Genomic DNA, 20109 nt, shown 5'->3' with positions numbered 1-20109 from the left:
TGTTACTTTGTGCCCGGAGTTTTCGGTTAATGCCAGATGCGCAATGAGGAAATGAGCTAACCCCGTAATCCACCCCCGAAGTCCAACTGCCTGCAGTTTCGGCCGGGGGTTTCTTAGTGAAATCTCATATTTGGCCGAGTGTTGGTAATGATATTGGTGTCAGAAAGTACCCACATTTGGCATCCCCTACATGCGGTAAACGTTTGAACATGCGTGCAATACAGGATGTCTGCTGATTATTAAATAGGAGCGTGAATCGTGGCAGCGACATCTACGCGCGACAACTCCCCGGAACTGTCACCTGGCCAACAAGACCGTGGTTACCTCAGCCGGGAGCTTTTCCGTAAGCGCACCGGTCTAGGACTCGGTATCATCCTGTCCTTGCTCGTGTACTTCTTTATGCCGGCTGAGCTCGATCACAACCTGCGTGCAACCGCAGGTGTAGCAGTGCTTATGGCCGTGTGGTGGATGTCCGAGGCTATCCCGATTGCCGTTACGGCTCTGCTGCCGCTGGCGCTATTCCCGATTCTCAACCTCGCGGAGATTAAGGATTTCTCGGGCAAGTACACAGACCCGACCATCTTCCTCTTTATGGGCGGCTTCCTGTTGGCACTGGCGATGCAGCGTTGGAACCTACACAAGCGTGTCGCATTGTGGGTCCTGGTGCTCATGGGGTCGTCACCAAAGATGCTGATTCTAGGCTTCATGGTGGCTACTGGCTTCCTGTCGATGTGGGTATCCAACACGGCCACGGCCGTGATGATGCTGCCAATCGGTGTGTCCGTGCTGAGCCTGATTGTCCGAATGCTGCACGATGAGAAAGTTGCTGCAGAGGATGCGGGATCTGCGAGTGAATCGGTCGCCGAAACCCCTGGTGGGGATGCGCTGGAGGAGGCGGAGGAGTCGTCGTCAAGTTACGACCCGATGCCAAAGTCGAACTTCGGTATCGCGCTGATGCTGGGTATCGCTTACGCGGCATCGATTGGTTCGTTGGGCACGATTATTGGTACTCCGCCGAACGCGATGCTGGCGGCCTACATGGCGGAGCAGGGTGTCAACATTGGGTTTGGCCAGTGGATGCTGCTGGGTGTCCCGGTGGCGGTTGTGCTCATGCTCTGTGCATGGTTCCTGCTGACAAGTGTTCTGTTTAAGCCGGAGATTGCGCATATTCCAGGCGGACGCGAACTCATGCGTGACGAGCTGAAGCGTCTCGGCCGTATGTCGGCGGGTGAGCGTCGCGTGCTCATGGTGTTTATCGCGGCTGCGCTGGCGTGGGTCTTTGTTCCGGTGCTGCTGCCAGACACCAAGATTGCCGATGCGGTAATCGCGATGACGGTAGGTATTGCACTGTTCCTGATTCCGGGTGGCCCTGATGGCGTGAAGCTCATGCGCTGGGAAAATGCGTTGGAGCTGCCGTGGGGTGTGCTGCTGCTGTTCGGTGGTGGCCTGGCGCTGTCCTCGCAGTTCGGTGCCTCTGGGCTGTCGGACTGGATTGGCGAGCAGCTGTCTACCCTCGGCTGGATGCCAGTGGCTGCACTCGTGGTTGTCGTCGGCGCCGTTGTGCTGTTCCTGACCGAGTTCACGTCTAACACCGCGACGGCCGCGACCTTCCTGCCGCTGGTTGGTGCGATGGCAATCGGCTTGGGCCACGACCAGATGATCTTCGCTGTTCCAGTTGCACTGGCGGCTACTTCGGCGTTCATGATGCCGGTTGCAACACCGCCGAACGCCATCGCCTACGGCTCCGGCTACGTCAGCATGGACAACATGGTCAAGACCGGTGTTTGGCTGAACATCGTTGCGCTGATTGTGATTTCTGTGGCTTCGCTGACGCTGCTGCAGTGGGTATTCGGCGTCGTGTACTAGCTGGGTATGTAGTAGCCGGTATTGGATGGTGGTCCAGTTTGCTGGACCGCCAGCGGACTGCTTCGCCTAGCGTTGTTTAGATGCTCCTTCGCCCCGTTCCACCTTGGTGGTTCGGGGTTTTGCTTTTGCCTCCAGCTGGCCCTACGCCGTTCAGTCCGGCAGTAGATTTGTGCACATGGCAGCTAGTCCCAAAATTGACAACCGTAGATATTACGCGCTGCAAATGTGAAACTGTCGGAGTTTATGACACTTTCAGGCCATTTTTGTGGGCCATTTTGTCATAAACGCAGTCGCTAACTCGCTAGCCCAGCTCCCGAAGAAAAAAATCGGGCTCGAATAAGGGGCGCAACCTTATCCAAGCCCAATTTTCTGGGCTTAGCAGTTAGCCCAATTACGACTCCAGGTTAAAGCTTTACTCCAAGTAGTCACGCAGAACCTGCGAACGCGATGGGTGACGTAGCTTGGACATCGTTTTGGACTCAATCTGACGGATGCGCTCGCGTGTCACACCGTAGACCTGGCCAATCTCGTCAAGAGTACGTGGCATGCCGTCGGTAAGGCCGAAGCGCAGACGGACGACACCGGCTTCACGTTCGGAGAGAGTCTCCAGAACGTCGCCAAGCTGATCTTGGAGGAGCGTGAAGCTCACGGCGTCCACGGCGATGACTGCCTCGGAGTCCTCAATGAAGTCACCGAGCTGGGAGTCGCCCTCGTCACCGATGGTCTGGTCTAGCGAAATGGGTTCACGAGCGTACTGCTGAATCTCGAGAACCTTTTCCTCGGTGATATCCATTTCCTTAGCGAGCTCTTCCGGAGTGGGCTCGCGGCCGAGATCCTGGAGCAGCTCACGCTGGATACGGCCGAGCTTATTAATGACCTCGACCATGTGAACCGGAATACGAATGGTTCGAGCCTGGTCGGCCATTGCACGAGTAATGGCCTGGCGAATCCACCACGTTGCGTACGTGGAGAACTTGTAGCCCTTGGTGTAGTCGAACTTCTCGACGGCGCGAATCAGGCCGAGGTTGCCCTCCTGAATCAAGTCGAGGAAAGCCATGCCACGGCCGGTGTAGCGCTTTGCCAGGGATACCACGAGACGGAGGTTGGCCTCGAGCAGGTGGTTCTTGGCGCGCTGACCGTCGCGAGAAATCTCGCGCAAGTCGCGCTTCTGAGCGTAAGCGATGCGCTCGCCGGCTTCCTTGGCCTCGTCAATCTTGTACTGCGCATACAGACCAGCCTCGATGCGCTTTGCCAGACTGACTTCTTCCTCGGCAGTCAGCAGCGCGACCTTACCAATCTGCTTGAGGTAGGCGCGGACAGAGTCAGCGGAGGCGGTGAGGGCAGCATCCTTGCGGGCCTGACGCAGACGAGCGGACTCGTCCTCGTTCCAGACCTCGTCGCCCTCGTCCTCTTCATCCTCGTCTTCGTCTTCGTCCTCGTCGTCCTCGTCGTCCTCTTCTTCATCATCTTCGAGGTCGTCATCATCCAGATCGTCGTGAAAATCATCGTCTTCGAGATCATCATCCAGATCTGGGTCGTAGTCCCGCTCCTGCTCCAAGTCGTGATCGAGTTCCTCGTCCTCGAGCTCTTCGTTCTCAGTTGCGTCGAGAGCCTGCGCGTCCTTCGCCTTCGCTGCAGCAGCCTTCGCTGCAGCAGCCTTGGCCGCAGTGGCCTTCGCAGCCGTTGTCCGCTTAGTTGCCTTCTTGGCGGCGGCCTTACGTGTGGTCTTCTTAGCGACCGACTTCTTAGCCGCCTTCTTCACGGTCTTCTTGGCCGTTGCCTTCTTAGCGGTCGCCTTTTTCGCCGCAGTCTCGGTAGCAGCTGTCTTTTTGGCAGCCGTCTTCTTGGCGGCAGTTTTCTTCGCGGCAGTCTTCTTTGCCACGGTCTTCTTCACTGCTTTCTTGATGGCCTTCTTTACAGCCTTCTTTGCAGGAGTAGCTGAACCGGTGCCACTCCCGGTGGATTGGTCCTGAGCTTGCCCCAGTTCGTTGCCTGCCACGAACGCCCTTTCACGATGTACGTTGTGTGCGCCGCCAAAGCCGCCGCCAGCTTCTCTCGGTCAGAGAGAAGCTCAACGCGCCAGTGGTGCGCCTTTACTTCGTCTGCAGCCAGCTAGCTGAATGGAGAACATTCAGCGCTGACCTTTTCGTGCCACGGTCATCAGTGTTGCTTTTCTGGCTCCTAGCGAAGAAGCAATCGGTGAAAATCCTCATCGAAGCAGTGCGCTTGAATTCGATTTTCCCAATCCTCCTCGAGCCTGTTGATTATTCAACCTTGCCGTGAGTCAACTTCTTATTGTAAACCAATTCTGAAAATCGCCGCCACGGGGCATGGCTTCAACCACGTGTCACGCCCGACGCGTAGCTACCAATCCCCACCCAAGAAATGAAACTGTTTAAGGGTAAAGCCCCTGGTCAGCTGCAAATGCGGCGCCAGCAATACCCGCATTATTATCCAAACTTGCCGGGACAACTGGAGTCTTACATGTCAACAGCGGAATCCACTTTTCGTGTTCGCGGCTGATTCCGCCGCCGACGATAATCCGTGACGGCCAAAACAGCGCCTCGTAGGTCCTAAGCACCTTGCTCACGCGCTCAGCCCACTCTTCGAAGCCGAGCCCCTCCACATCTTTAATTCTCGCGGATGCAAAGTGTTCGGCCTCCGTGCCATCGATGACGAGATGGCCTAACTCCGAATTGGGGTAGAGCAATCCGTCATGAATAAGCGCGGAGCCGATGCCGGTACCAAAAGTTAGCAACAACACGGCGCCAGTTTTATTGCCCGGATCGCCAAACTGGACTTCAGCGAGGCCGGCAGCGTCAGCGTCGTTAAGCACGTGCGCTTTGTTGTTGGGCAGATGTTTAGCGAAGAGCTCTTGGCAGTTCGTATTAACCCAAGAACCGTCAATATTGGCGGCCAGCAAGGCAATCTGATTCTGTACGACGGACGGAATCGTGATGCCGACATCGGAATCCCACTGCGCAATGTCCACAATTTCCGCAATGGTCTTCGCAACCGCCTCCGGGGTTGCCGGCTGTGGCGTGAAAATCTTAATGCGGTCGCCAATAAGCTGCCCAGTATCAAGGTCCACGCGGCCACCCTTGATTCCAGAGCCTCCGACGTCGATGCCAAATCCAATTCGTTGTCCCATAGCTCAAATTGTACGAAACAGACACAATGGGGGCATGAGCATTAACTCGCGTGGCACCGAACAACTCGCTAGCAGGGCAGATAATAGGGGGTTTAGTGCACCGAATAGCCCCGGATCTGTGCGACCCAGCGTCAGGGAATTGCGCGATCGCGCGGTATTTATTGCCCGCGCAGCCGCGGCGCACATCGCCAGTCGTCGGGTCGAACTCGGCTCCGATGGCGTTTTAGCAAGCTCCGAAACGAAGTCCTCAGCTGTTGACCCGGTCACCGTCGTCGACCGTGAATCTGAGGAGCTCATTCGTTCGCTCATCAAGGCGTTTAGCAGCTCCGACCGTATTTTGGGCGAAGAAGGCGGGCTTGACGACGGCCCGGGCTCTCAAGCGCAAGCTACTGACGCGGCCGAAGCGGTGACCTGGATCGTAGACCCCATCGATGGCACAGTGAATTTCCTTTACGGATTGCCCAACTTTGCTGTGAGTATCGCCTGCGCCGTAGGCGATGAGGTCGTGGCGGGTGCAGTGGCAAATGTGTCCTCGGGAGAGATTTACAGTGCAGCAAAGGGAGAGGGCGCTCAGGTTTCTCGGCGGGACGGCACTGTGCAGACGCTTAGTTGTTCCCCAACGGCCGAGCTGGAAAAGACACTTGTGGCAACAGGATTCAGCTATTCCGCTAATCTCCGGCAGGTGCAGGGGCGGATAGCGTCGCAGTTGTTGGGGGAGTGTCGAGATATTCGGCGCATGGGATCGGCGGCGCTCGATTTGTGCATGGTGGCGCACGGCCGTGTTGATGCGTATTACGAACACGACATCAAGATTTGGGACTATGCAGCAGGTGCTCTGATTGCGGCTGAAGCAGGCGCAAGAATTAGGGTCCCGGAATTCACGCAGTGTGCCAACGCTGCTGGCCGGCCGGAGGGAGACCCGCTCGACTTCGGTGTCGGTGCGGCGAATCCTGAAGTTGCCGATGCGTTCTTCGAAGCATTGGATGGTGCGACCGCGAAGGCTAGGAATTAGGGGCGTCTGTCTAGGAACAGGTGCTCGAGCTTAATGAGCTTAACCCCTCTAGATCGGCTTGTTCTCCACGGTTCAATGCGGACAACGTTTCCTCAACCTGGCTGACTACTTCGAGGTCCTTAAACCCCTTACCCAACGACACATCGACGGTTGCATCCGGCCGACCATCGTGGATGAGCTCAAAACAGGGGAAAAGAGCGTGAAGCGCTGCGGCGTGGCCATTGAACTGCTCGCCATAACGCAGCTGGCCGAAGCAGCCGAGGTCTTGGTTTTCCACAATAGGGTCGTTGCCGTAGGGAACCTGCTCATCGAGAACAAAATCGAGTTGCCGCAATTGTTCGGCGACGGTTGTAGCCTGGCCGACTTTGCCGTTGGCGTTATAGACGCGCACATGAACATCCGACGGTGGAACGACGTGTTCTCCGATTAGCGTGGTGGAGGAAACAGGGGTGCCAGCTGCGGGGAGGGAACAGGGGACCGGATAACTGGCCGGTTGGCTGCGGAATGCCAATACCCACGACGTAGCGGCAATCACTACAGCTACGACGGAAACCACCACGTAGGGAACAATTTTTCGTCGATGTGATGCGCTCGAAGTGCTCGCGGGGCCTGAACTCATGACCATCATGTTATCCTCTCCTCGACTAATGGGCATAGAAATCTGTTCTGACCTGCAGAGATGACAGATAGCGTGAATTGCCTTAATATCCGCTGAGAAAGGCACTGGAGAGTACAGGGTGTCAATCGTCTCAACGCGTTGTATTCTCCGAGAAAAAGTCAGTTCACAATGTCTAGCAAAGGTCCAGAAAGAAGGTTTGGGACATGGCTGTAAACTACGATGCCCCGCGTACTCGTGAAACCGAAGAGCTGGAGACCGATTCCCTCGAGGGCCTTCAGGCTGCATCTGCTGAGAAGGAAATCGACGACACCGACGACGGCGAAATTGTCGAGCCGTTCGAGTTGCCGGTCGCCGACATCGCGGGTGAAGAATTCGATATGGATGTCGCCCCGAAGGGAGACGATGAATTCACCTGTGGCTCCTGCTTCATGGTCATGCACCGCTCGATGATTGCAATCGATAACGGCGATGGTTTCCCCATCTGCCAGGACTGTGCCTAATCCCCGCACAACTGGGATAACTTCCTAGGAAAAGGAAAACCGCCACTACCACGGTTATGGCGGCGCTGGGGTCGTCGGCAAGCGTGTAGCGGCGGTGAGAGATTGTGACCTAGCGGTCGAAGAGACTGTCAAGTAGTGCCTCGGGGCGGCGGGTGGAGACCAGCCAATAGGGGGTTGGGTCGTCTGGATCGTCGAGGACTAGCAGCACCATCGTGGGAATCCACGTGTGCGTAACCAGGAATGCTGCTGGATCGAGCTGACGGCCCAACGCATTGCGCTGCGCGGACTTCGGGACCACCAGGGATTTGGCAACGACCGATGCTGGCAAAACTGCCGTGCCAGCGTGAAGCCAGCGTTCACCAGTGCTGTCCACTTCCACGGACACCGTGGTCTTCGACATAGTCAACAGCACCCACACGCCTACGGCTAGACAAATAATGCCGCCGATGACAAGCCAAATCGGTGAACGGTTAAAGCCAATCTGAGCCGTGCATACGAAAACGGCAACACCGCCGAGTACCCAGAACCACCAGGGAACCCAGAGCTTTTCGGAATAGACAATCGATGAATCTCCGCTCGAGCTGATTGTTATTGCCGCACCTTCAGAGACGGATGCTGAGCTGTCGTCGCGACGAGGCTGCAGGTTATCTTTTCCACTCACGGTTATCCATTCTAGGGCACGGCTATGCTCGGTACTGACAAGGCCGAAGTGCGGTTCTTAAAAGACGCGACAGCGAAGGATATACGAAGAGATGACTTATGCTCCGGTGCAAGTGAAAAAGCTCACTAAAGACGCAGTGATCCCCCAGCGTGCGCATGCTGATGATGCCGGTGTGGATTTGAGCTCAGCGGAGGATGTCGTCCTAGCACCAGGGCAACGGGCACTCGTCGGAACCGGAATTGCCATTGCCTTGCCGGCGGGCACAGTGGGATTGGTTCATCCACGCTCCGGATTGGCTTTCAAAAAGGGGCTATCCATCGTCAACGCTCCCGGCACGATTGATGCCGGTTACCGTGGTGAGCTTAAAGTCTGCCTGATCAACTTGGATCCGACCAATGCGGTGGAGATCACCAAAGGTGATCGAATCGCACAGTTGGTTGTGCAGAAGGTCGAGCTCAGTCCGATGGTGGAGGTCGATGAACTCGATGAAACTGAACGCGGTGCGGGCGGTCACGGGTCAACCGGAGTGTCCACGACGCTTTAAAACGTCTCTGACAGCGCGGGGACCCCACCAAGTGTGGTTCAATGCGTGAAGAGCTCAATAAAGCGTTTACAAAGGTGTATACAAAAATTTCTTTTTAGCGAGGTGTCAATAAACCACCATGTGGCCATTTGGAAAGAAGAACCAGCCAGAAGAACCAGCTGCTGAGGCAGAGGCCGTTACCACCGACTCTGCGGCGCCAGCTTCTGAGGAAGCTACCGCAACCCTGCATGACGACGCGTCGGAAACCGCCGCGGAGAACGCACCAGCAAACGGCCCCTTCGATATCAGCAGCGCTAGCCCGACGCAGTTTGATTTTTCAGACTTCGCTAAGGCCAGCCTGAACCTCGGTTCGATGCTGCTGCCTATTCCTCACGTTGGTGATATTCAGGTGGAGATGGGGCCGACAGGTCCAACCATGCTGCACGTCGCCACTGAGCATGGTCGCGTAACTCCTGTAGCATTCGCTGCTCCGACGTCGGGTGGCCTCTGGGAGGAGTCCGCTCAGGAAATCAAGGACGGTCTTGAGTCCGATGGCCTCGATGTCCACGTTGAGCAGGGGCCGTGGGGTTCTGAGGTCGTTGGCCGCACCTCCGATATGGAGATGCGAATCATTGGCGCCGACGGCCCGCGTTGGATGCTTCGCATGACGGCCTCCGGTCCGGCTGATCGGGCGGAGGAACTTGCGGACCTCGCCCGCGGTCTCCTTGCCCGTAGCTTCGTCTCTCGCGGTGAGAACCCGATGCCGGCAGGTCAGCCGCTTCCGGTTACGCTGCCGTCCCAGATGGCGGAGCAGATTCGTCAGGCATACCAGCAGCAGACCCAGGCTGCTCAAGCTGAAGGTGAACCAGGGCAGGTGCCAGGCGCTACTGGTATCAACCCGGATGGTTCCACCAATTAGTTTGGTCAACCCGCCAGCACAGAGAAGCTAGCTGCTTGTCCAGTTAGAAAAGGATTTGCAGGCGCCACTGTGCGCTGCCCGCCGCCGTCACCCGACGGCGGCTTTTCTCTTGTCAGCGGGTAGTATCACACTGCGTGAACATCGAAGTGACTATTGACCGTCCCGCTGCCGGCGGAGAATTCATTGCCAGCTATGACGGACGTATCGGTTTCGTCACCGGCGGCATCCCCGGCGAACGCGTTGTTGTCGAAATTGCCAAACCTGATGCCAAGCTGTGGCGCGGCAATGTCGTTGAGGTTCTGGATGCCTCAGAGCATCGAATTTCACAGCGTTGCGAAGCAGCTCGGCAGGGCGCGGGTTGTTGCGACTGGGGTTTTATTGATCCTGAGCACGCGGCGCGTCTCAAGGTTGATGTCCTGACCGATTGCCTGCGCCGGCTTGGACGTTTCACCGCCGACGAACTGCCAGCTATCGATGTCCTTCCACTGGCTCCCACCTCCCGTTGGCGCACGCGCGTGCGGCTGGGCGTGGATTCCCAGGGACGAGCGGGGTTACGTCGTTCCCGTTCCCACGAGCTCGTCATCGGCTCCGAGTGCGTCCAAACAGTTCCCAATCTCATCGCTGGCTTTTCGACGGCCGGAACCATCCCCGTTGCTAAGCCCGCTAGCGGTCGAGGTCGCAAGAAGCCGAAGCTGGGAGAACTCCATGTGGCAATGGATGCCGAGGGTAACCGAAGCGCTGTGTACGTCTCCGGCAGTGGCCGGAATCGCAAGCAAACAGTGATTGAAGGCGAGCCAACCACACAGCACACTGTTCACGGCATTACTTTCGATGTGCCGACTACCGGTTTTTGGCAAGCTCATCGCTATGCTCCTGAGTTCTATGGCTCGCGCATCATTAGCCTGTTGGCCGGTCAGTCCTTCTCCTGTGCTTGGGATCTCTACGGCGGCGCAGGCGTTCTGGCGGCGGCGCTGCGCAAGCTAGTAGACGCTGAGGGATCAATTCTCTCTGTCGAGGGGTTTGCCGCGGCAGCGACGGCGGGGCGCAGGGCCTTCACTGCAGCTGATCACAGTGGGAATGCGACACCTGCGGCACCAGTTCGGTTCGTTACTGGGGATGTCACCAAGGTTGTGCGCCGCGAAGTTGCTAATGAGAAAACACCAAATCCGGATGTCGTCGTTCTCGACCCTCCGCGCTCCGGTGCCGGTAAGGATGCCATTGCCGCTATTGCTGAGGCCAAGCCACGCACGGTTGTACATTTCGGTTGCGATCCGGCGACTTTTGCGCGCGATGCCCGGTACTGGGCTGACCACGGCTACGCGTTCAAACACCTCGAGGTCGTAGACGCATTTGGCCTAACACATCACTTTGAAACCATCGCGGTGCTAGAGCAGCTGTAGCTAGAGTGGGTGCCGCATGGGCGCAAGGACGTTGGCGCCGATTACGTCGGCAAGCAAATGTGCCTGCCATGGGCGGAAACCCTGTTCGCTGAGGTGGGCGGAGATTTCTGTAACGGCTGGCAGGCCGCCAGCGTAGTTGTCGTGGTGGCGGAATACGAATGAGCCGACTGCGCGGCTGTGAATCCACCAAACAAGTTCACGTGTCTGCGCGGAAGTGATGAGTGTGTCTTTGCGCAGGTGTATTTGGGCACAGACGTTGTCGATGCAGTCTCGCGTGGTTTCGAAAATCTCGGCGGCTTGTGGGGCATGTTCAGCCCAACGCCGAAAGTGTGGCATCTCGTTGCGAGGCGGCTTTTGAGGCTTCGGCCATGATGACCTGGGTTCCTGACGGGCTTCATTAACGATCTTCAACCAAGCATCCGCAGCACCGCGACGGCGACGTGGAAATCCACGGATTGCAGTCAGCTCACGCTGCGTACCTGGGAGTTGTTCTGCGATTGTACGTAGAACGCTGTGCCCCATGATGTGTGTTGGGGAGACATCACGTTGCTGCGCGATTTCGTCACGCTCAGTCCACAGTGCACGGGCGACGTGGAGTTGTTCGGAAGTGCGCAGCTTCCCAATGCCTTTGAGTCCTTGCCACGAGTGTCCGACGTGTAGACCATCGAGGTATTTACGGTTGGTAGCGAGTTCGCGTTCGCATTCCTGCTCTAGCCATTCCAAACGGTCGAGCTCAGCTAGCGCCTGACAAAGAACCTCGGCGAGTTCGATAAGCAGCTCGACATCCAGGGCTGCGTAGTCCAGCCAATCCGCTGGCAGTGGACGAGTAGACCAATCCTCTCGACCGTGCCCCTTGGCAAGTCCAACTCCGAGGAGTCGTTCTGTCAGAGCTGCTAAGTTGACTCGCTCGAGTCCGAGAAGGCGACCGGCCAGCTCAGTGTCAATGACTTTGGTGGGGTAGAGGCCCAGGGCTGCGAGGCAGGGAAGGTCAGAATGAGCTGCGTGAATAATCCAGGTCAGGTCGTTGACTGAGGAACCGAAAACGGCCATCGCCTTGCGCCCGTCTTCGGGATCGATGAGAAAGGTGCCCGCTCCACGGCGGCGAAATTGAAGCAGGAAGGCGCGGTCATCGTAGCGATATGCCGAAGCTCGTTCAGTATCGACTGCGAGCCAACCGTGTCCTTTGGCTAGCTGCTCACCGGCGTCAATAATTTCGTCGATGTCGGAAAGCACGCGTGGAGTTCCCTCGGCGGGGGCAAGTCTTACCTCTACGTCGGGACTAGTTTCCACGTCGGAGCTCATCGCTCGCCTCTTCGGTCGTCGGTATCAGCAGTTGCCAGTATCAGCCCAGCAGGGATACGCCGACGGGTGGCAGACCGGCGACGTTCGCTAGTACCTGAGCGAAGGATTCAACGTGAGTGCGCAGGTCGGTACCACGAGCAGTCCACGATGCGCGCATTTCTAATTGAAAGGCCTGTGGCTTGCCACCAATCTCGCCGTAGCGGACAGAGTTCGTAGTTGTCACCGTGCCACCCAAGTTCGACAGTTCGGCGTTGTTCTCAGCCAGAGCCTCGGTGAGCCATTGCCAGGCAACCTGGGGAAGCAGCGGATCTTCCGCGAGGGAGGCATCCATATCTGCCTGGATGTATGCAACCAAGCGCATGTCACCGTCCCAGGTTTCCTCACTGCGGGGGTCATGGAGCAAAATTAAACGACCAAAGGCATCATCGTCCGAGGACTCGGGGACAATATCAGCTTCGGGCTGCGTGACCTCAAGCGAGACAGCGTGGCTAAACGGTGCCAGCTTCTGCGGTGGCCGAACGGTGCCCAGAGCAATCTCAGGTCGCAGTTCAGCAGAGTGCATTGACTCGACCGCGGCGCGGAAGTTCTGTGGCGTTGAATCGGTTCCATTCACGTGCCTGAACTTAGCCATATGACGCTTGCGTTAGTGGGAGGCGCGCCGAACAGAGCGGAAAGCGACCAAACGCTTCGCCGAAAACGCACAGCAGGGCGAGCGATTTCCCTGTTCTTAGTACCCCACACATTAATTTCTAAGGTAAGTGGGGCATGATTGTCGGTATGAACAATCGTCGCACTTTGACTGATGCCCCGATTCTTGATGCAGCTTACGGTCGAACTCCTTCGCGCCGCCCGGTGTGGTTTATGCGGCAAGCCGGTCGTTCACTGCCTGAGTACCGTGAGGTGCGCAAGGACATCGGTATGTTGGACTCCTGCTTCCGTCCGGAACTGCTCGCTGAGATTACTATGCAGCCGGTACGTAGGCACGACGTTGATGCTGCGATTCTTTTTTCCGATATTGTCGTGCCGCTGAAGGCCGCGGGTGTCAACCTGGATATTGTTCCTGGTCGCGGTCCAGTATTGGATACTCCGGTGCGCTCAGAATCAGACATCAAGGCGCTACCGGAAGTCACAGAAGAGCAACTCGCTCCGGTGGCCGAGGGTATCGGCCTCATTCTGCAAGAGCTGACTGATACCCAGGCACTCATTGGTTTCGCCGGTGCACCATTCACCTTGGCATCGTACCTGATTGAAGGCGGTCCATCCCGCAATCACGAGCGCACTAAGGCGCTGATGCACTCGGACCCTGAATTGTGGGGTCACCTGATGCAGAAAATCACTCCGATGGTGATTGCTTTCCTGCGCGCGCAGATTGGCGCTGGCGTGGACGCTATTCAGCTCTTCGACTCCTGGGCTGGCTATCTTACCGAGCGTGATTACCGCCGCTTTGTGTTGCCGTACTCGAAGCAAATCTTCCAGGCCTTCGCCGACGTCGGCATTCCGCGCATCCACTTCGGTGTGGGGACCGGCGAGCTTCTCGGTGCGATGGCTGAAGCCAGCCCAGAAGTCATGGGTGTCGACTGGCGCGTGCCACTGGACGTTGCTGCCAACCGCATTCGTGCCACGCTTTCCGACGTTCACCGAGGCGCAGACCCGGCGCAAAACAGCCTTGCATTGCAGGGTAACCTTGACCCGGCGATTCTCTTTGCCGGTGAAGCTGCAATGACCCAAGAGATCCAGCGCATCTGTTCTGAAGCGGACCGTGCAATTAAGCGTGGTGATGCCCGTGGACATATCTTCAACTTGGGTCACGGGGTGCTACCGAATACCGATGCCGACGCGATTACGCGCGCCGTTGAAATCATTCACGCAACGTAATAGCCGACGCAACAGGCGTGTAAAACACGCACTAGCTAATTTTCTACAAGTCTTATCGACCGTGCCCGCTCGAGGGGCGGGCATAGAGAAAGCGTACGAAATACCGTGGTTGCACAACCTTCTACCATTGCCGTCGTAGGTGGCGGTATCTCCGGCCTGACCGCAGCGTATGAGTTGCGTAAAAAGCTCGGACCCGCCGCAAGAATTATTGTCATCGAGTCCAGTGCACAGGTCGGCGGCAAGCTGAAGACTCGACCAGGAGCTAACGGCCCTCTTGAAGCGGGCGCTGAGGCGTACCTGGCATTCCGTCACGATGCCACCGAGTTTTTCAAGGAACTCGGTTTGGCGGATCAGCTAGTCGCCCCTTCGGGGTTGCCTTCCAAGCTCTACATTGGCGGTGAGCTCAAGGACCTTCCGCGCAATACGGTCACCGGTATTCCAGGAAGCTCAGAGGGGTTGGGCTATCTCCTCAGCGAGGCCACCCTCGCCAAGATTGATGCTGAGTCGAACCCCGAGCTCACTCCAGCCTTGCACTGGGTACTGGGCGACGACATGAATGTCGGCCAGCTGGTCGCGGCGCGTCTCGGTGAAGAAGTGGTTGACCGCATCGTCTCCCCGCTGCTCGGGGGCGTCTACTCAACCACCGCATACAATCTGGGCCTGCGTGCGACCATCCCACAGCTGGCGGCAGCGCTTGATGAAATTGCCAGTGTCGGTGATCATGTCAGCCTCACCGGCGCTGTCCAGCGCGTTCTGGAAGCACGTAAGCAGGCGCAGCAGGCGCGTCTGAGCAGTGAGGCTGCGACAGACTCTGCGAAGACGAAGCAACCGGTAGTCTTCCAAACGTTCCGAGATGGCTTCGAGGTCCTCTACAACACGCTTGCCGACGAATCGGGAGCCGAACTCCTCTTGTCGACGAAGGCTGCTGGCTTGCGGCAGCATGACAATGGCTTTGAGGTGACAGTGGAAGCGCCGTCGGAAAGCGGCACGAGCGTTAACACGATCGACGTCGACGGTGTTGTCCTGGCGGCACCTTCTGCAACCACATCAGAGCTGTTGAGCAGCCTTGCTCCAGAGGCGGCAGAGCTTATCGGTGGGGTAGACACGTCGAACTCGGCGGTGGTCGGTATGTGTTTCGACACATCGGACGGACTGCCGGAGATCAACGGCGTGTTGTGTGAGATTGGTGCGGACCTGTCCGCGAAAGCTTTCACAGTGTCGTCCCGAAAGTGGCCACATATTGGTGAGCGCTACGGTGCCGTTGTGAGGGCAAGTTTCGGCCGTTTTGATGATGACTCGCACGTGCATCGCAGCGACGAAGACCTCATCGCCAGGGCAAAGGCGGATTTGGCTAAGGCGACTGGCTTTGATGCTGAACCGACAGCGGTTTTCGTCCAGCGTTGGTGGGCAGGGATTCCACGCTTCGATATGGGGCATGGAGGTTTGATGGATTTTGCTCGCCACGAGTTGGACGAGGTGCCTAAGCTTGCAGCAACAGGGGCATGGCTCAGTGGCCCGGGCATTCCGGAGTGTATTTCCAACGCCAAGGCTGCGGCTAACAAGATTGCTGCGGAGCTGGGATAAAGCTGCGAGATTGGTGCTGAGTACGAAACTGGCGCCGAACCATTGAATTTTTGAACAGACTTTTCAACCGAACTAGGAGAGAACTGATGACCAAGCTCGATTACAAGAAGCTCAACGACACCATCCGCTACACCATGTGGTCTACCTTCAAGGTGACCCCGGGCGCACTCGGAGAAAACCGCGAAGAGGCAGTGGCTAAGACCAAGGAATTCCTGGCTCGTTACGAAGACACCGATCTGATCATCCGTGGTTTCTACGACGTTTCGGCCATGCGTGCTGAAGCTGACTTCATGTTCTGGATTCACGCAGAGAAACTGGAAGATCTGCAGGCGTTCTACAACGCTTTCCTGCGCGAGACTCCGCTGGGCCAGGCATCCACCCCGCACTGGTCGAACGCTGCGCTGCACCGTCCAGCTGAGTTCAATAAGTCGCACCTGCCGTCGTTCATCATGGGTGAAGAGCCAGGACGATGGATTGCGGTTTACCCATTCGTCCGTTCCTACGACTGGTACCTGCTGGAGCCAACCGAGCGTCGCCGCATCCTTGCTGAACACGGTATGGCCGGTCGTGACTACCCGGATGTGCGCGCCAATACTGTCCCGGCGTTCGCACTCGGCGACTACGAGTGGATCCTTGCATTCGAGGGGCCGGAGCTCGACCGCATTGTGGACTTGATGTGGAAGATGCGTTACACCGAGGCTCGTCTGCACGTCCGCGAAGAGATTCCGTTCCACACGGGCCGTCGCGTCGATGACATCGCGGAGATTATCAACGTTCTGCCGTAGCCCGTGCAATCTACGAGAAAATCAGCAGCGCCGCTGGTCAAGCCCCGTTAACTGACGGGATTGTGACCAGCGGCGCTGTTTCTTTATCCGGTTATTCAGCCGTCTTGTCCGGTTCCAGCGTGAGTGAAATTGAATTGATGCAATAACGCAGGTCGGTTGGAGTATTGTATCCCTCTCCCTCAAAGACGTGGCCGAGGTGAGACTTGCAACGACTGCACAGCACTTCGGTGCGGACCATACCGAGGCTCGTATCTCGTCGCTCAATAATGCGGTCTCCTGCTAGTGGAGAGAAGAAAGATGGCCAACCGCAGTGAGAGTCGAACTTCTCGTTCGAGCGAAACAGCTCGTAACCACAAGCCCGGCAGCGGTATACACCTTGAGTTTTAGTATCGGTGTACTCACCGGTGAAGGCGCGTTCAGTACCTGCCTGACGCAAAACCTGGTACTCTGCGACACTGAGGAGTTCGCGCCATTCTTCTTCGCTTAGATTCCAGTCTTCGCTATGCGAATTATCCATTCTGAATAGCCTCCTCAGACTTGAGATCAGATTCCTGATTAAACTTCCCGCCTGCGATCTTCCAGTCACCCAGCCAGCTGAAGCCGGATGCAAAGCTACGCCCATTGACGGCATCCACAATCGTCATTCGAATCAGTGCTGCCGTGATGGAGAGAATAAGAACGGCCCATCCAATACCGCCGATTGCAACCGTGAACCACGGGAAAAATAGGTCATCCTCATCAATCCACCAATTGGCGTAGAAGAAACAGAGTACGACTCCGAGTCCTGCGCCCCAATTCAACATGACAGTCGAACCAATATTTCCTTCATTGTCGCAATCCAAAACCAATGGGCGAAGCACGGTGAGAACCATTGGCAAGAGCGTCATCGAGTAGTACTGCTGTCCTAGGCTGGAAAGGAAGAACGCGCCGGTGAAGAGAACTCCGGAAGTTGTAGCAATCCAGAATTTCTCATCCCTTTCGAGCCAGCGAAGAAGGAGAACGACAGATACCAAGACAAAAATGCCGAAAAAGATTTGCCACAGCAAGATCAATGTCGGGTGGGCACCCAGCCAAACAAGCTGCCCAGTCAGTGAAGCATTCGCAAAGTCACGGACAACTCCCAGGTAGGGGATAGTGATATCTAGGTAGTCACGTGGTTGGACCATGAGCGGCCACGCAACGGCATTGGCTGCAATTACCACCCCGATACTGGTCAGTATCGTAGAGAACTGCCTGCGCATGAACGGTAGGAACAGCATTGGCAAGAATACGGGCTTGATAGTGATTGCGATACCGATAATCAGGCCGGCCAGGATATTGCGTCGCTCGGTCAGTGCAATAAAAAACAGCACTAATGCAAGGAACAGTGAACCGTTGACGTTCGTAAAATCAAGCGTGTTGGTAACGGGTTCCGTGAGGTAAAGCAGTGCTATCGACGCTGGAATGATGGGGCCAGAGCGCGCAATACCAAGCCACCTGAGTAGCAACACAATTGCCGCAATGATTGCAGCTGACTGAAATACCGCAAACCAGATTCGGCCCGATTCAAGCGAGCCGAACAAATCAATCGGGGCTAAAAGTAGGGTAGCGCCTGGGGAATACAGATAGTGCGGATCGGCTGTTACGTAGTCTTCCGAATAAACGGGTACCTGCGACACGAATCGATTAATTGCTGACCAGACCGTCGTAAAGTCATCTGTGCCAGACACGTCTTTCGGCAAAACCCAGGTGCGGTGAAAAATTACCACAGCTGCGATAGGCCACAAGAAAGCGCTGAGTCCTCGCGACACCTGCCGAGACAGAGGGCGTGGAGCCACCGAAGGTGTTCCTGGCGTGTCCTTGGACGTTTGCGTTAATGCCGTTGCGCTTGCGCTCACGTCGATTTTTGGTTTACTCACAATACTCCACCCTACTGGGTGAAGCTGCGGGAATAGCGTAGGAAGATGTGTGAGTCGGAACGTAGGATACCCCGCACTTCAAAAGCCTGCGGGTTCGTCGAGTTCGATTCCTCTTCAGGGTCGTTCTCGCCGAAAGTCAGGGGACCGTTACCCACCCACGTCGGCGACAACGTCAGGAACACTTCGTCAACGCACCCTTGCTGCAACGCCTCTCGATACATCGTCGGACCACCCTCTACGACAATGTCGCGGTAGCCGTGCTCGGCCAGCCACGTTATCGCCGCACCTACTGAGGGGTTAGGGAGCTTAACGACGAGCGCCCCGGCTGACTCTATCTTTTTAACTTTGTTCTCGTGCGCGGCTGTTTCCTCTTCGCTATTAAAAGTGTCCTCAGTAGGGGTGAAGATTATCGGAGGATTCGCTTCTGCGTTTGTAAAAAAGTCGGACTCTACGTCCAAGTCCAAGGAACGCGAGAGCGTGGACATTGCCACATGCTCAGAGCGACCAAGCTTTTGACGAACGGCCTCTAGGTGCTCCGGTATCTCAACTGGGCCGTAGTCTTCTGCGACAATGGTGCCCGTGCCGACGAAAACGACGTCGGCAAGCGCACGAAGCGTGTTGAAAATTGTGGCGTCGGTGTCATTGCCAAGCTGTCCTGAGGTGCCTTCGATGGCGCCACGTCCGTCCATACTGGTGACGGCGATGGCGGTGACTGTGGGAGTGGCGGGGAGCTCCGGCGCTGAAGCAGGTGTCGTTTGTGCTGGTCGGGAAAGAAAGTGAAGAAGTTCATCGGTAGATGGGTTTGCGGATGTGAGTGTAGCCATACCGCTGAGGTTAAGCTCACGATTGCAAAGTAGGCAAGGCCTGGCTTATAAGGGCAGCGCCATAATCGTTGTTGTTTACGAGGGTTTTGCCTATAGTGGAGGTATGCGACTCACAGATACCCTTGAAAAGGCATTCAACGACCAGATCACTATGGAGCTCACCGCTTCGCACGTCTACCGTCAGCTCGCTATCGAGCTGGACCTGCTGGACCTTTCTGGTATGGCAGAGTGGATGCGTGCACAGGCGGAGGAAGAAATCGATCACGCCAACCAGTTCATTAACCACCTTGACGCTCGCGACAATCGCCCGCAGATCGGCGCCGTCGAGGCGCCGGAGGTGAAGGTCACATCCGCTATCGATGCATTCCGCATTGCGCTCGAGCACGAGGAGAAGGTTTCGGCATCTATCCGTAACCTGCGCAACCTTGCTGACAGCGAAGGTGACATCGACTCTCGTCCGCTGCTGGATAGCTTCGTAGTTGAGCAGATTGAGGAAGAGGACACCGTCCGCGGCATCATCGGTCGCCTGGAGATTCTGGGTGACGATGGCGCTGGCCTGCTGCGCCTGGACAAGGAGCTCGGCGCTCGCGACGCAGCGTAACCTCGAGTTCAGTTCACAAATTTGATAGAAAAGACCGCTTCAGGGCTAAGTGCCTGGGGCGGTCATTTCTATTCAGCTGGAGCCTCAATCGATGAGTCAAACCTAAATTCGTGGAGCTGCCATGGGCTGATCATTCATAGTCCTAAGCGAGTGAGCTGCTCAGCAAAGCCCGCCGAATTGGAAAACTTGGCAGCCGAGACGCCCGGTGAAAGACATGTCTTGCTACTTAACACGGGGGGTAAGGCTCAATGAAATTGGTTGCTTGACTGAGGTTAAACGAAAACTCCCTCCCGGATACCCGGGAGGGAGTTAGTCTGAGCGGATGACGGGACTCGAACCCGCGACCCTAACCTTGGCAAGGTTATGCGCTACCAGCTGCGCTACATCCGCAAATACGTTCGCCCATAAGGGCTTACGTGGTGCGCGATACTAGGATTGAACTAGTGACCTCTTCCGTGTCAGGGAAGCGCTCTCCCACTGAGCTAATCGCGCTGGGTTAAAAGCTATATAAAAGCTTTCATGCGCAACCCCCTTCTGAGAGAAGGGGGCTTTGCACTGAGCGGATGACGGGACTCGAACCCGCGACCCT

19 protein-coding genes and 2 tRNA genes are annotated in these 20109 nt (G+C 56.7%); 10 read left to right on the top strand and 11 right to left on the bottom strand.

Annotation, left to right across the window (positions count from 1 at the left end; all coding sequences use genetic code 11):
- The first annotated feature begins 258 nt into the window (after positions 1 to 258).
- Positions 259 to 1866, top strand: a complete 1608-nt coding sequence (locus HMPREF2614_RS04955; RefSeq protein ID WP_049181532.1) for an SLC13 family permease — start codon at positions 259 to 261, stop codon at positions 1864 to 1866.
- A gap of 412 nt (positions 1867 to 2278) precedes the next feature.
- Here the strand turns inward: HMPREF2614_RS04955 and HMPREF2614_RS04950 are convergent, their stop codons facing one another.
- Both HMPREF2614_RS04950 and ppgK read right to left on the bottom strand, forming a co-directional pair.
- Positions 2279 to 3865 carry an RNA polymerase sigma factor gene (locus tag HMPREF2614_RS04950; protein ID WP_070560347.1) on the bottom strand — a complete coding sequence of 529 codons (1587 nt, stop codon included), beginning with the start codon at positions 3863 to 3865 and terminating at the stop codon, positions 2279 to 2281.
- Between the two features lie 396 nt (positions 3866 to 4261).
- A complete protein-coding gene (gene ppgK, locus HMPREF2614_RS04940) occupies positions 4262 to 5017 on the bottom strand; it encodes a polyphosphate--glucose phosphotransferase (RefSeq protein WP_070560345.1) in 756 nt (251 codons plus the stop codon).
- A 118-nt stretch (positions 5018 to 5135) separates the two neighbouring features.
- Here ppgK and HMPREF2614_RS04935 point away from each other — a divergent pair, with 118 nt between their 5' ends.
- Entirely contained in the window at positions 5136 to 6029 is an 894-nt protein-coding gene (locus tag HMPREF2614_RS04935; RefSeq protein ID WP_049181526.1) for an inositol monophosphatase family protein, read from the top strand.
- 10 nt (positions 6030 to 6039) lie between these two features.
- Here HMPREF2614_RS04935 and HMPREF2614_RS10885 read toward each other — a convergent pair whose 3' ends face one another.
- Positions 6040 to 6648 (bottom strand): LytR C-terminal domain-containing protein, encoded by a 609-nt coding sequence (locus HMPREF2614_RS10885; protein WP_158407486.1) that lies wholly within the window; start codon positions 6646 to 6648, stop codon positions 6040 to 6042.
- Positions 6649 to 6851: 203 nt separating this feature from the next.
- Here HMPREF2614_RS10885 and HMPREF2614_RS04925 point away from each other — a divergent pair, with 203 nt between their 5' ends.
- Positions 6852 to 7148 carry a DUF4193 family protein gene (locus tag HMPREF2614_RS04925; protein ID WP_038628842.1) on the top strand — a complete coding sequence of 99 codons (297 nt, stop codon included), beginning with the start codon at positions 6852 to 6854 and terminating at the stop codon, positions 7146 to 7148.
- Positions 7149 to 7257: 109 nt separating this feature from the next.
- Here the strand turns inward: HMPREF2614_RS04925 and HMPREF2614_RS04920 are convergent, their stop codons facing one another.
- Positions 7258 to 7734, bottom strand: a complete 477-nt coding sequence (locus tag HMPREF2614_RS04920; protein ID WP_038629599.1) for a DUF3093 domain-containing protein — start codon at positions 7732 to 7734, stop codon at positions 7258 to 7260.
- A gap of 166 nt (positions 7735 to 7900) precedes the next feature.
- Between HMPREF2614_RS04920 and dut the strand changes: the two genes are divergently transcribed.
- The 3 genes from dut (at position 7901) to HMPREF2614_RS04905 (ending at position 10651) form a co-directional block, all read left to right on the top strand.
- A complete protein-coding gene (gene dut, locus HMPREF2614_RS04915) occupies positions 7901 to 8353 on the top strand; it encodes a dUTP diphosphatase (protein ID WP_038628845.1) in 453 nt (150 codons plus the stop codon).
- Positions 8354 to 8471: 118 nt separating this feature from the next.
- A complete protein-coding gene (locus tag HMPREF2614_RS04910; RefSeq protein ID WP_038628848.1) occupies positions 8472 to 9251 on the top strand; it encodes a DUF3710 domain-containing protein in 780 nt (259 codons plus the stop codon).
- A 134-nt stretch (positions 9252 to 9385) separates the two neighbouring features.
- Entirely contained in the window at positions 9386 to 10651 is a 1266-nt protein-coding gene (locus HMPREF2614_RS04905; protein WP_038628851.1) for a class I SAM-dependent RNA methyltransferase, read from the top strand.
- On the opposite strand, the gene HMPREF2614_RS04900 is transcribed toward HMPREF2614_RS04905, so the two are convergent.
- Both HMPREF2614_RS04900 and HMPREF2614_RS04895 read right to left on the bottom strand, forming a co-directional pair.
- Positions 10652 to 11953 (bottom strand): HRDC domain-containing protein, encoded by a 1302-nt coding sequence (locus HMPREF2614_RS04900; protein ID WP_049181522.1) that lies wholly within the window; start codon positions 11951 to 11953, stop codon positions 10652 to 10654.
- 40 nt (positions 11954 to 11993) lie between these two features.
- Positions 11994 to 12584 carry a DUF3000 domain-containing protein gene (locus tag HMPREF2614_RS04895; protein ID WP_038628853.1) on the bottom strand — a complete coding sequence of 197 codons (591 nt, stop codon included), beginning with the start codon at positions 12582 to 12584 and terminating at the stop codon, positions 11994 to 11996.
- A gap of 134 nt (positions 12585 to 12718) precedes the next feature.
- On the opposite strand from HMPREF2614_RS04895, the gene hemE reads away from it, so the two are divergent.
- The 3 genes from hemE (at position 12719) to hemQ (ending at position 16197) form a co-directional block, all read left to right on the top strand.
- Positions 12719 to 13828, top strand: a complete 1110-nt coding sequence (gene hemE, locus HMPREF2614_RS04890; protein WP_070560342.1) for a uroporphyrinogen decarboxylase — start codon at positions 12719 to 12721, stop codon at positions 13826 to 13828.
- Positions 13829 to 13933: 105 nt separating this feature from the next.
- A complete protein-coding gene (gene hemG, locus HMPREF2614_RS04885) occupies positions 13934 to 15412 on the top strand; it encodes a protoporphyrinogen oxidase (RefSeq protein WP_052155607.1) in 1479 nt (492 codons plus the stop codon).
- A gap of 86 nt (positions 15413 to 15498) precedes the next feature.
- On the top strand, positions 15499 to 16197 hold the full coding sequence (gene hemQ, locus HMPREF2614_RS04880) for a hydrogen peroxide-dependent heme synthase (protein ID WP_016422664.1): 699 nt from the start codon (positions 15499 to 15501) through the stop codon (positions 16195 to 16197).
- A 91-nt stretch (positions 16198 to 16288) separates the two neighbouring features.
- Here the strand turns inward: hemQ and msrB are convergent, their stop codons facing one another.
- The 3 genes from msrB to HMPREF2614_RS04865 are packed head-to-tail and all read right to left on the bottom strand — an operon-like array spanning position 16289 to position 18919.
- Positions 16289 to 16714 carry a peptide-methionine (R)-S-oxide reductase MsrB gene (msrB, locus tag HMPREF2614_RS04875; RefSeq protein ID WP_016422665.1) on the bottom strand — a complete coding sequence of 142 codons (426 nt, stop codon included), beginning with the start codon at positions 16712 to 16714 and terminating at the stop codon, positions 16289 to 16291.
- A complete protein-coding gene (locus HMPREF2614_RS04870) occupies positions 16707 to 18095 on the bottom strand; it encodes a glycosyltransferase family 87 protein (RefSeq protein ID WP_224792280.1) in 1389 nt (462 codons plus the stop codon). Before HMPREF2614_RS04870 ends, msrB begins: the two co-directional genes overlap by 8 nt.
- An 11-nt stretch (positions 18096 to 18106) precedes the next feature.
- Positions 18107 to 18919, bottom strand: coding sequence for a dihydrofolate reductase family protein (locus HMPREF2614_RS04865; RefSeq protein ID WP_038628857.1), 813 nt, complete (start codon positions 18917 to 18919; stop codon positions 18107 to 18109).
- Between the two features lie 103 nt (positions 18920 to 19022).
- Between HMPREF2614_RS04865 and HMPREF2614_RS04860 the strand changes: the two genes are divergently transcribed.
- Positions 19023 to 19520: a ferritin gene (locus HMPREF2614_RS04860; RefSeq protein WP_016422668.1), complete on the top strand. Its 498-nt coding sequence runs from the start codon at positions 19023 to 19025 to the stop codon at positions 19518 to 19520.
- 317 nt (positions 19521 to 19837) lie between these two features.
- On the opposite strand, the gene HMPREF2614_RS04855 is transcribed toward HMPREF2614_RS04860, so the two are convergent.
- Both HMPREF2614_RS04855 and HMPREF2614_RS04850 read right to left on the bottom strand, forming a co-directional pair.
- Positions 19838 to 19910: transfer RNA gene (locus tag HMPREF2614_RS04855), tRNA-Gly, on the bottom strand.
- 27 nt (positions 19911 to 19937) lie between these two features.
- Positions 19938 to 20012: transfer RNA gene (locus tag HMPREF2614_RS04850), tRNA-Val, on the bottom strand.
- Positions 20013 to 20109 lie beyond the last annotated feature (97 nt).

It is taken from the genome of Corynebacterium sp. HMSC074C11 (genome assembly GCF_001809455.1).
GTDB lineage: Bacteria > Actinomycetota > Actinomycetes > Mycobacteriales > Mycobacteriaceae > Corynebacterium > Corynebacterium amycolatum.
The sequence above is the reverse complement of the archived record's forward strand: the minus strand, read 5'-3'. Positions and strand labels throughout refer to the sequence as shown.

Excerpts from the sequence above, each read along its gene's own strand:
- ppgK (WP_070560345.1), bottom strand. The coding sequence starts at position 5,017 with ATGGGACAACGAATTGGATTTGGCATCGACGTCGGAGGCTCTGGAATC.
- HMPREF2614_RS10885 (WP_158407486.1), bottom strand. The coding sequence starts at position 6,648 with ATGAGTTCAGGCCCCGCGAGCACTTCGAGCGCATCACATCGACGAAAA.
- HMPREF2614_RS04925 (WP_038628842.1), top strand. The coding sequence starts at position 6,852 with ATGGCTGTAAACTACGATGCCCCGCGTACTCGTGAAACCGAAGAGCTG.
- dut (WP_038628845.1), top strand. The coding sequence starts at position 7,901 with ATGACTTATGCTCCGGTGCAAGTGAAAAAGCTCACTAAAGACGCAGTG.
- HMPREF2614_RS04910 (WP_038628848.1), top strand. The coding sequence starts at position 8,472 with ATGTGGCCATTTGGAAAGAAGAACCAGCCAGAAGAACCAGCTGCTGAG.
- HMPREF2614_RS04900 (WP_049181522.1), bottom strand. The coding sequence starts at position 11,953 with ATGAGCTCCGACGTGGAAACTAGTCCCGACGTAGAGGTAAGACTTGCC.
- HMPREF2614_RS04895 (WP_038628853.1), bottom strand. The coding sequence starts at position 12,584 with ATGGCTAAGTTCAGGCACGTGAATGGAACCGATTCAACGCCACAGAAC.
- hemE (WP_070560342.1), top strand. The coding sequence starts at position 12,719 with ATGATTGTCGGTATGAACAATCGTCGCACTTTGACTGATGCCCCGATT.
- hemQ (WP_016422664.1), top strand. The coding sequence starts at position 15,499 with ATGACCAAGCTCGATTACAAGAAGCTCAACGACACCATCCGCTACACC.
- msrB (WP_016422665.1), bottom strand. The coding sequence starts at position 16,714 with ATGGATAATTCGCATAGCGAAGACTGGAATCTAAGCGAAGAAGAATGG.
- HMPREF2614_RS04865 (WP_038628857.1), bottom strand. The coding sequence starts at position 18,919 with ATGGCTACACTCACATCCGCAAACCCATCTACCGATGAACTTCTTCAC.
- HMPREF2614_RS04860 (WP_016422668.1), top strand. The coding sequence starts at position 19,023 with ATGCGACTCACAGATACCCTTGAAAAGGCATTCAACGACCAGATCACT.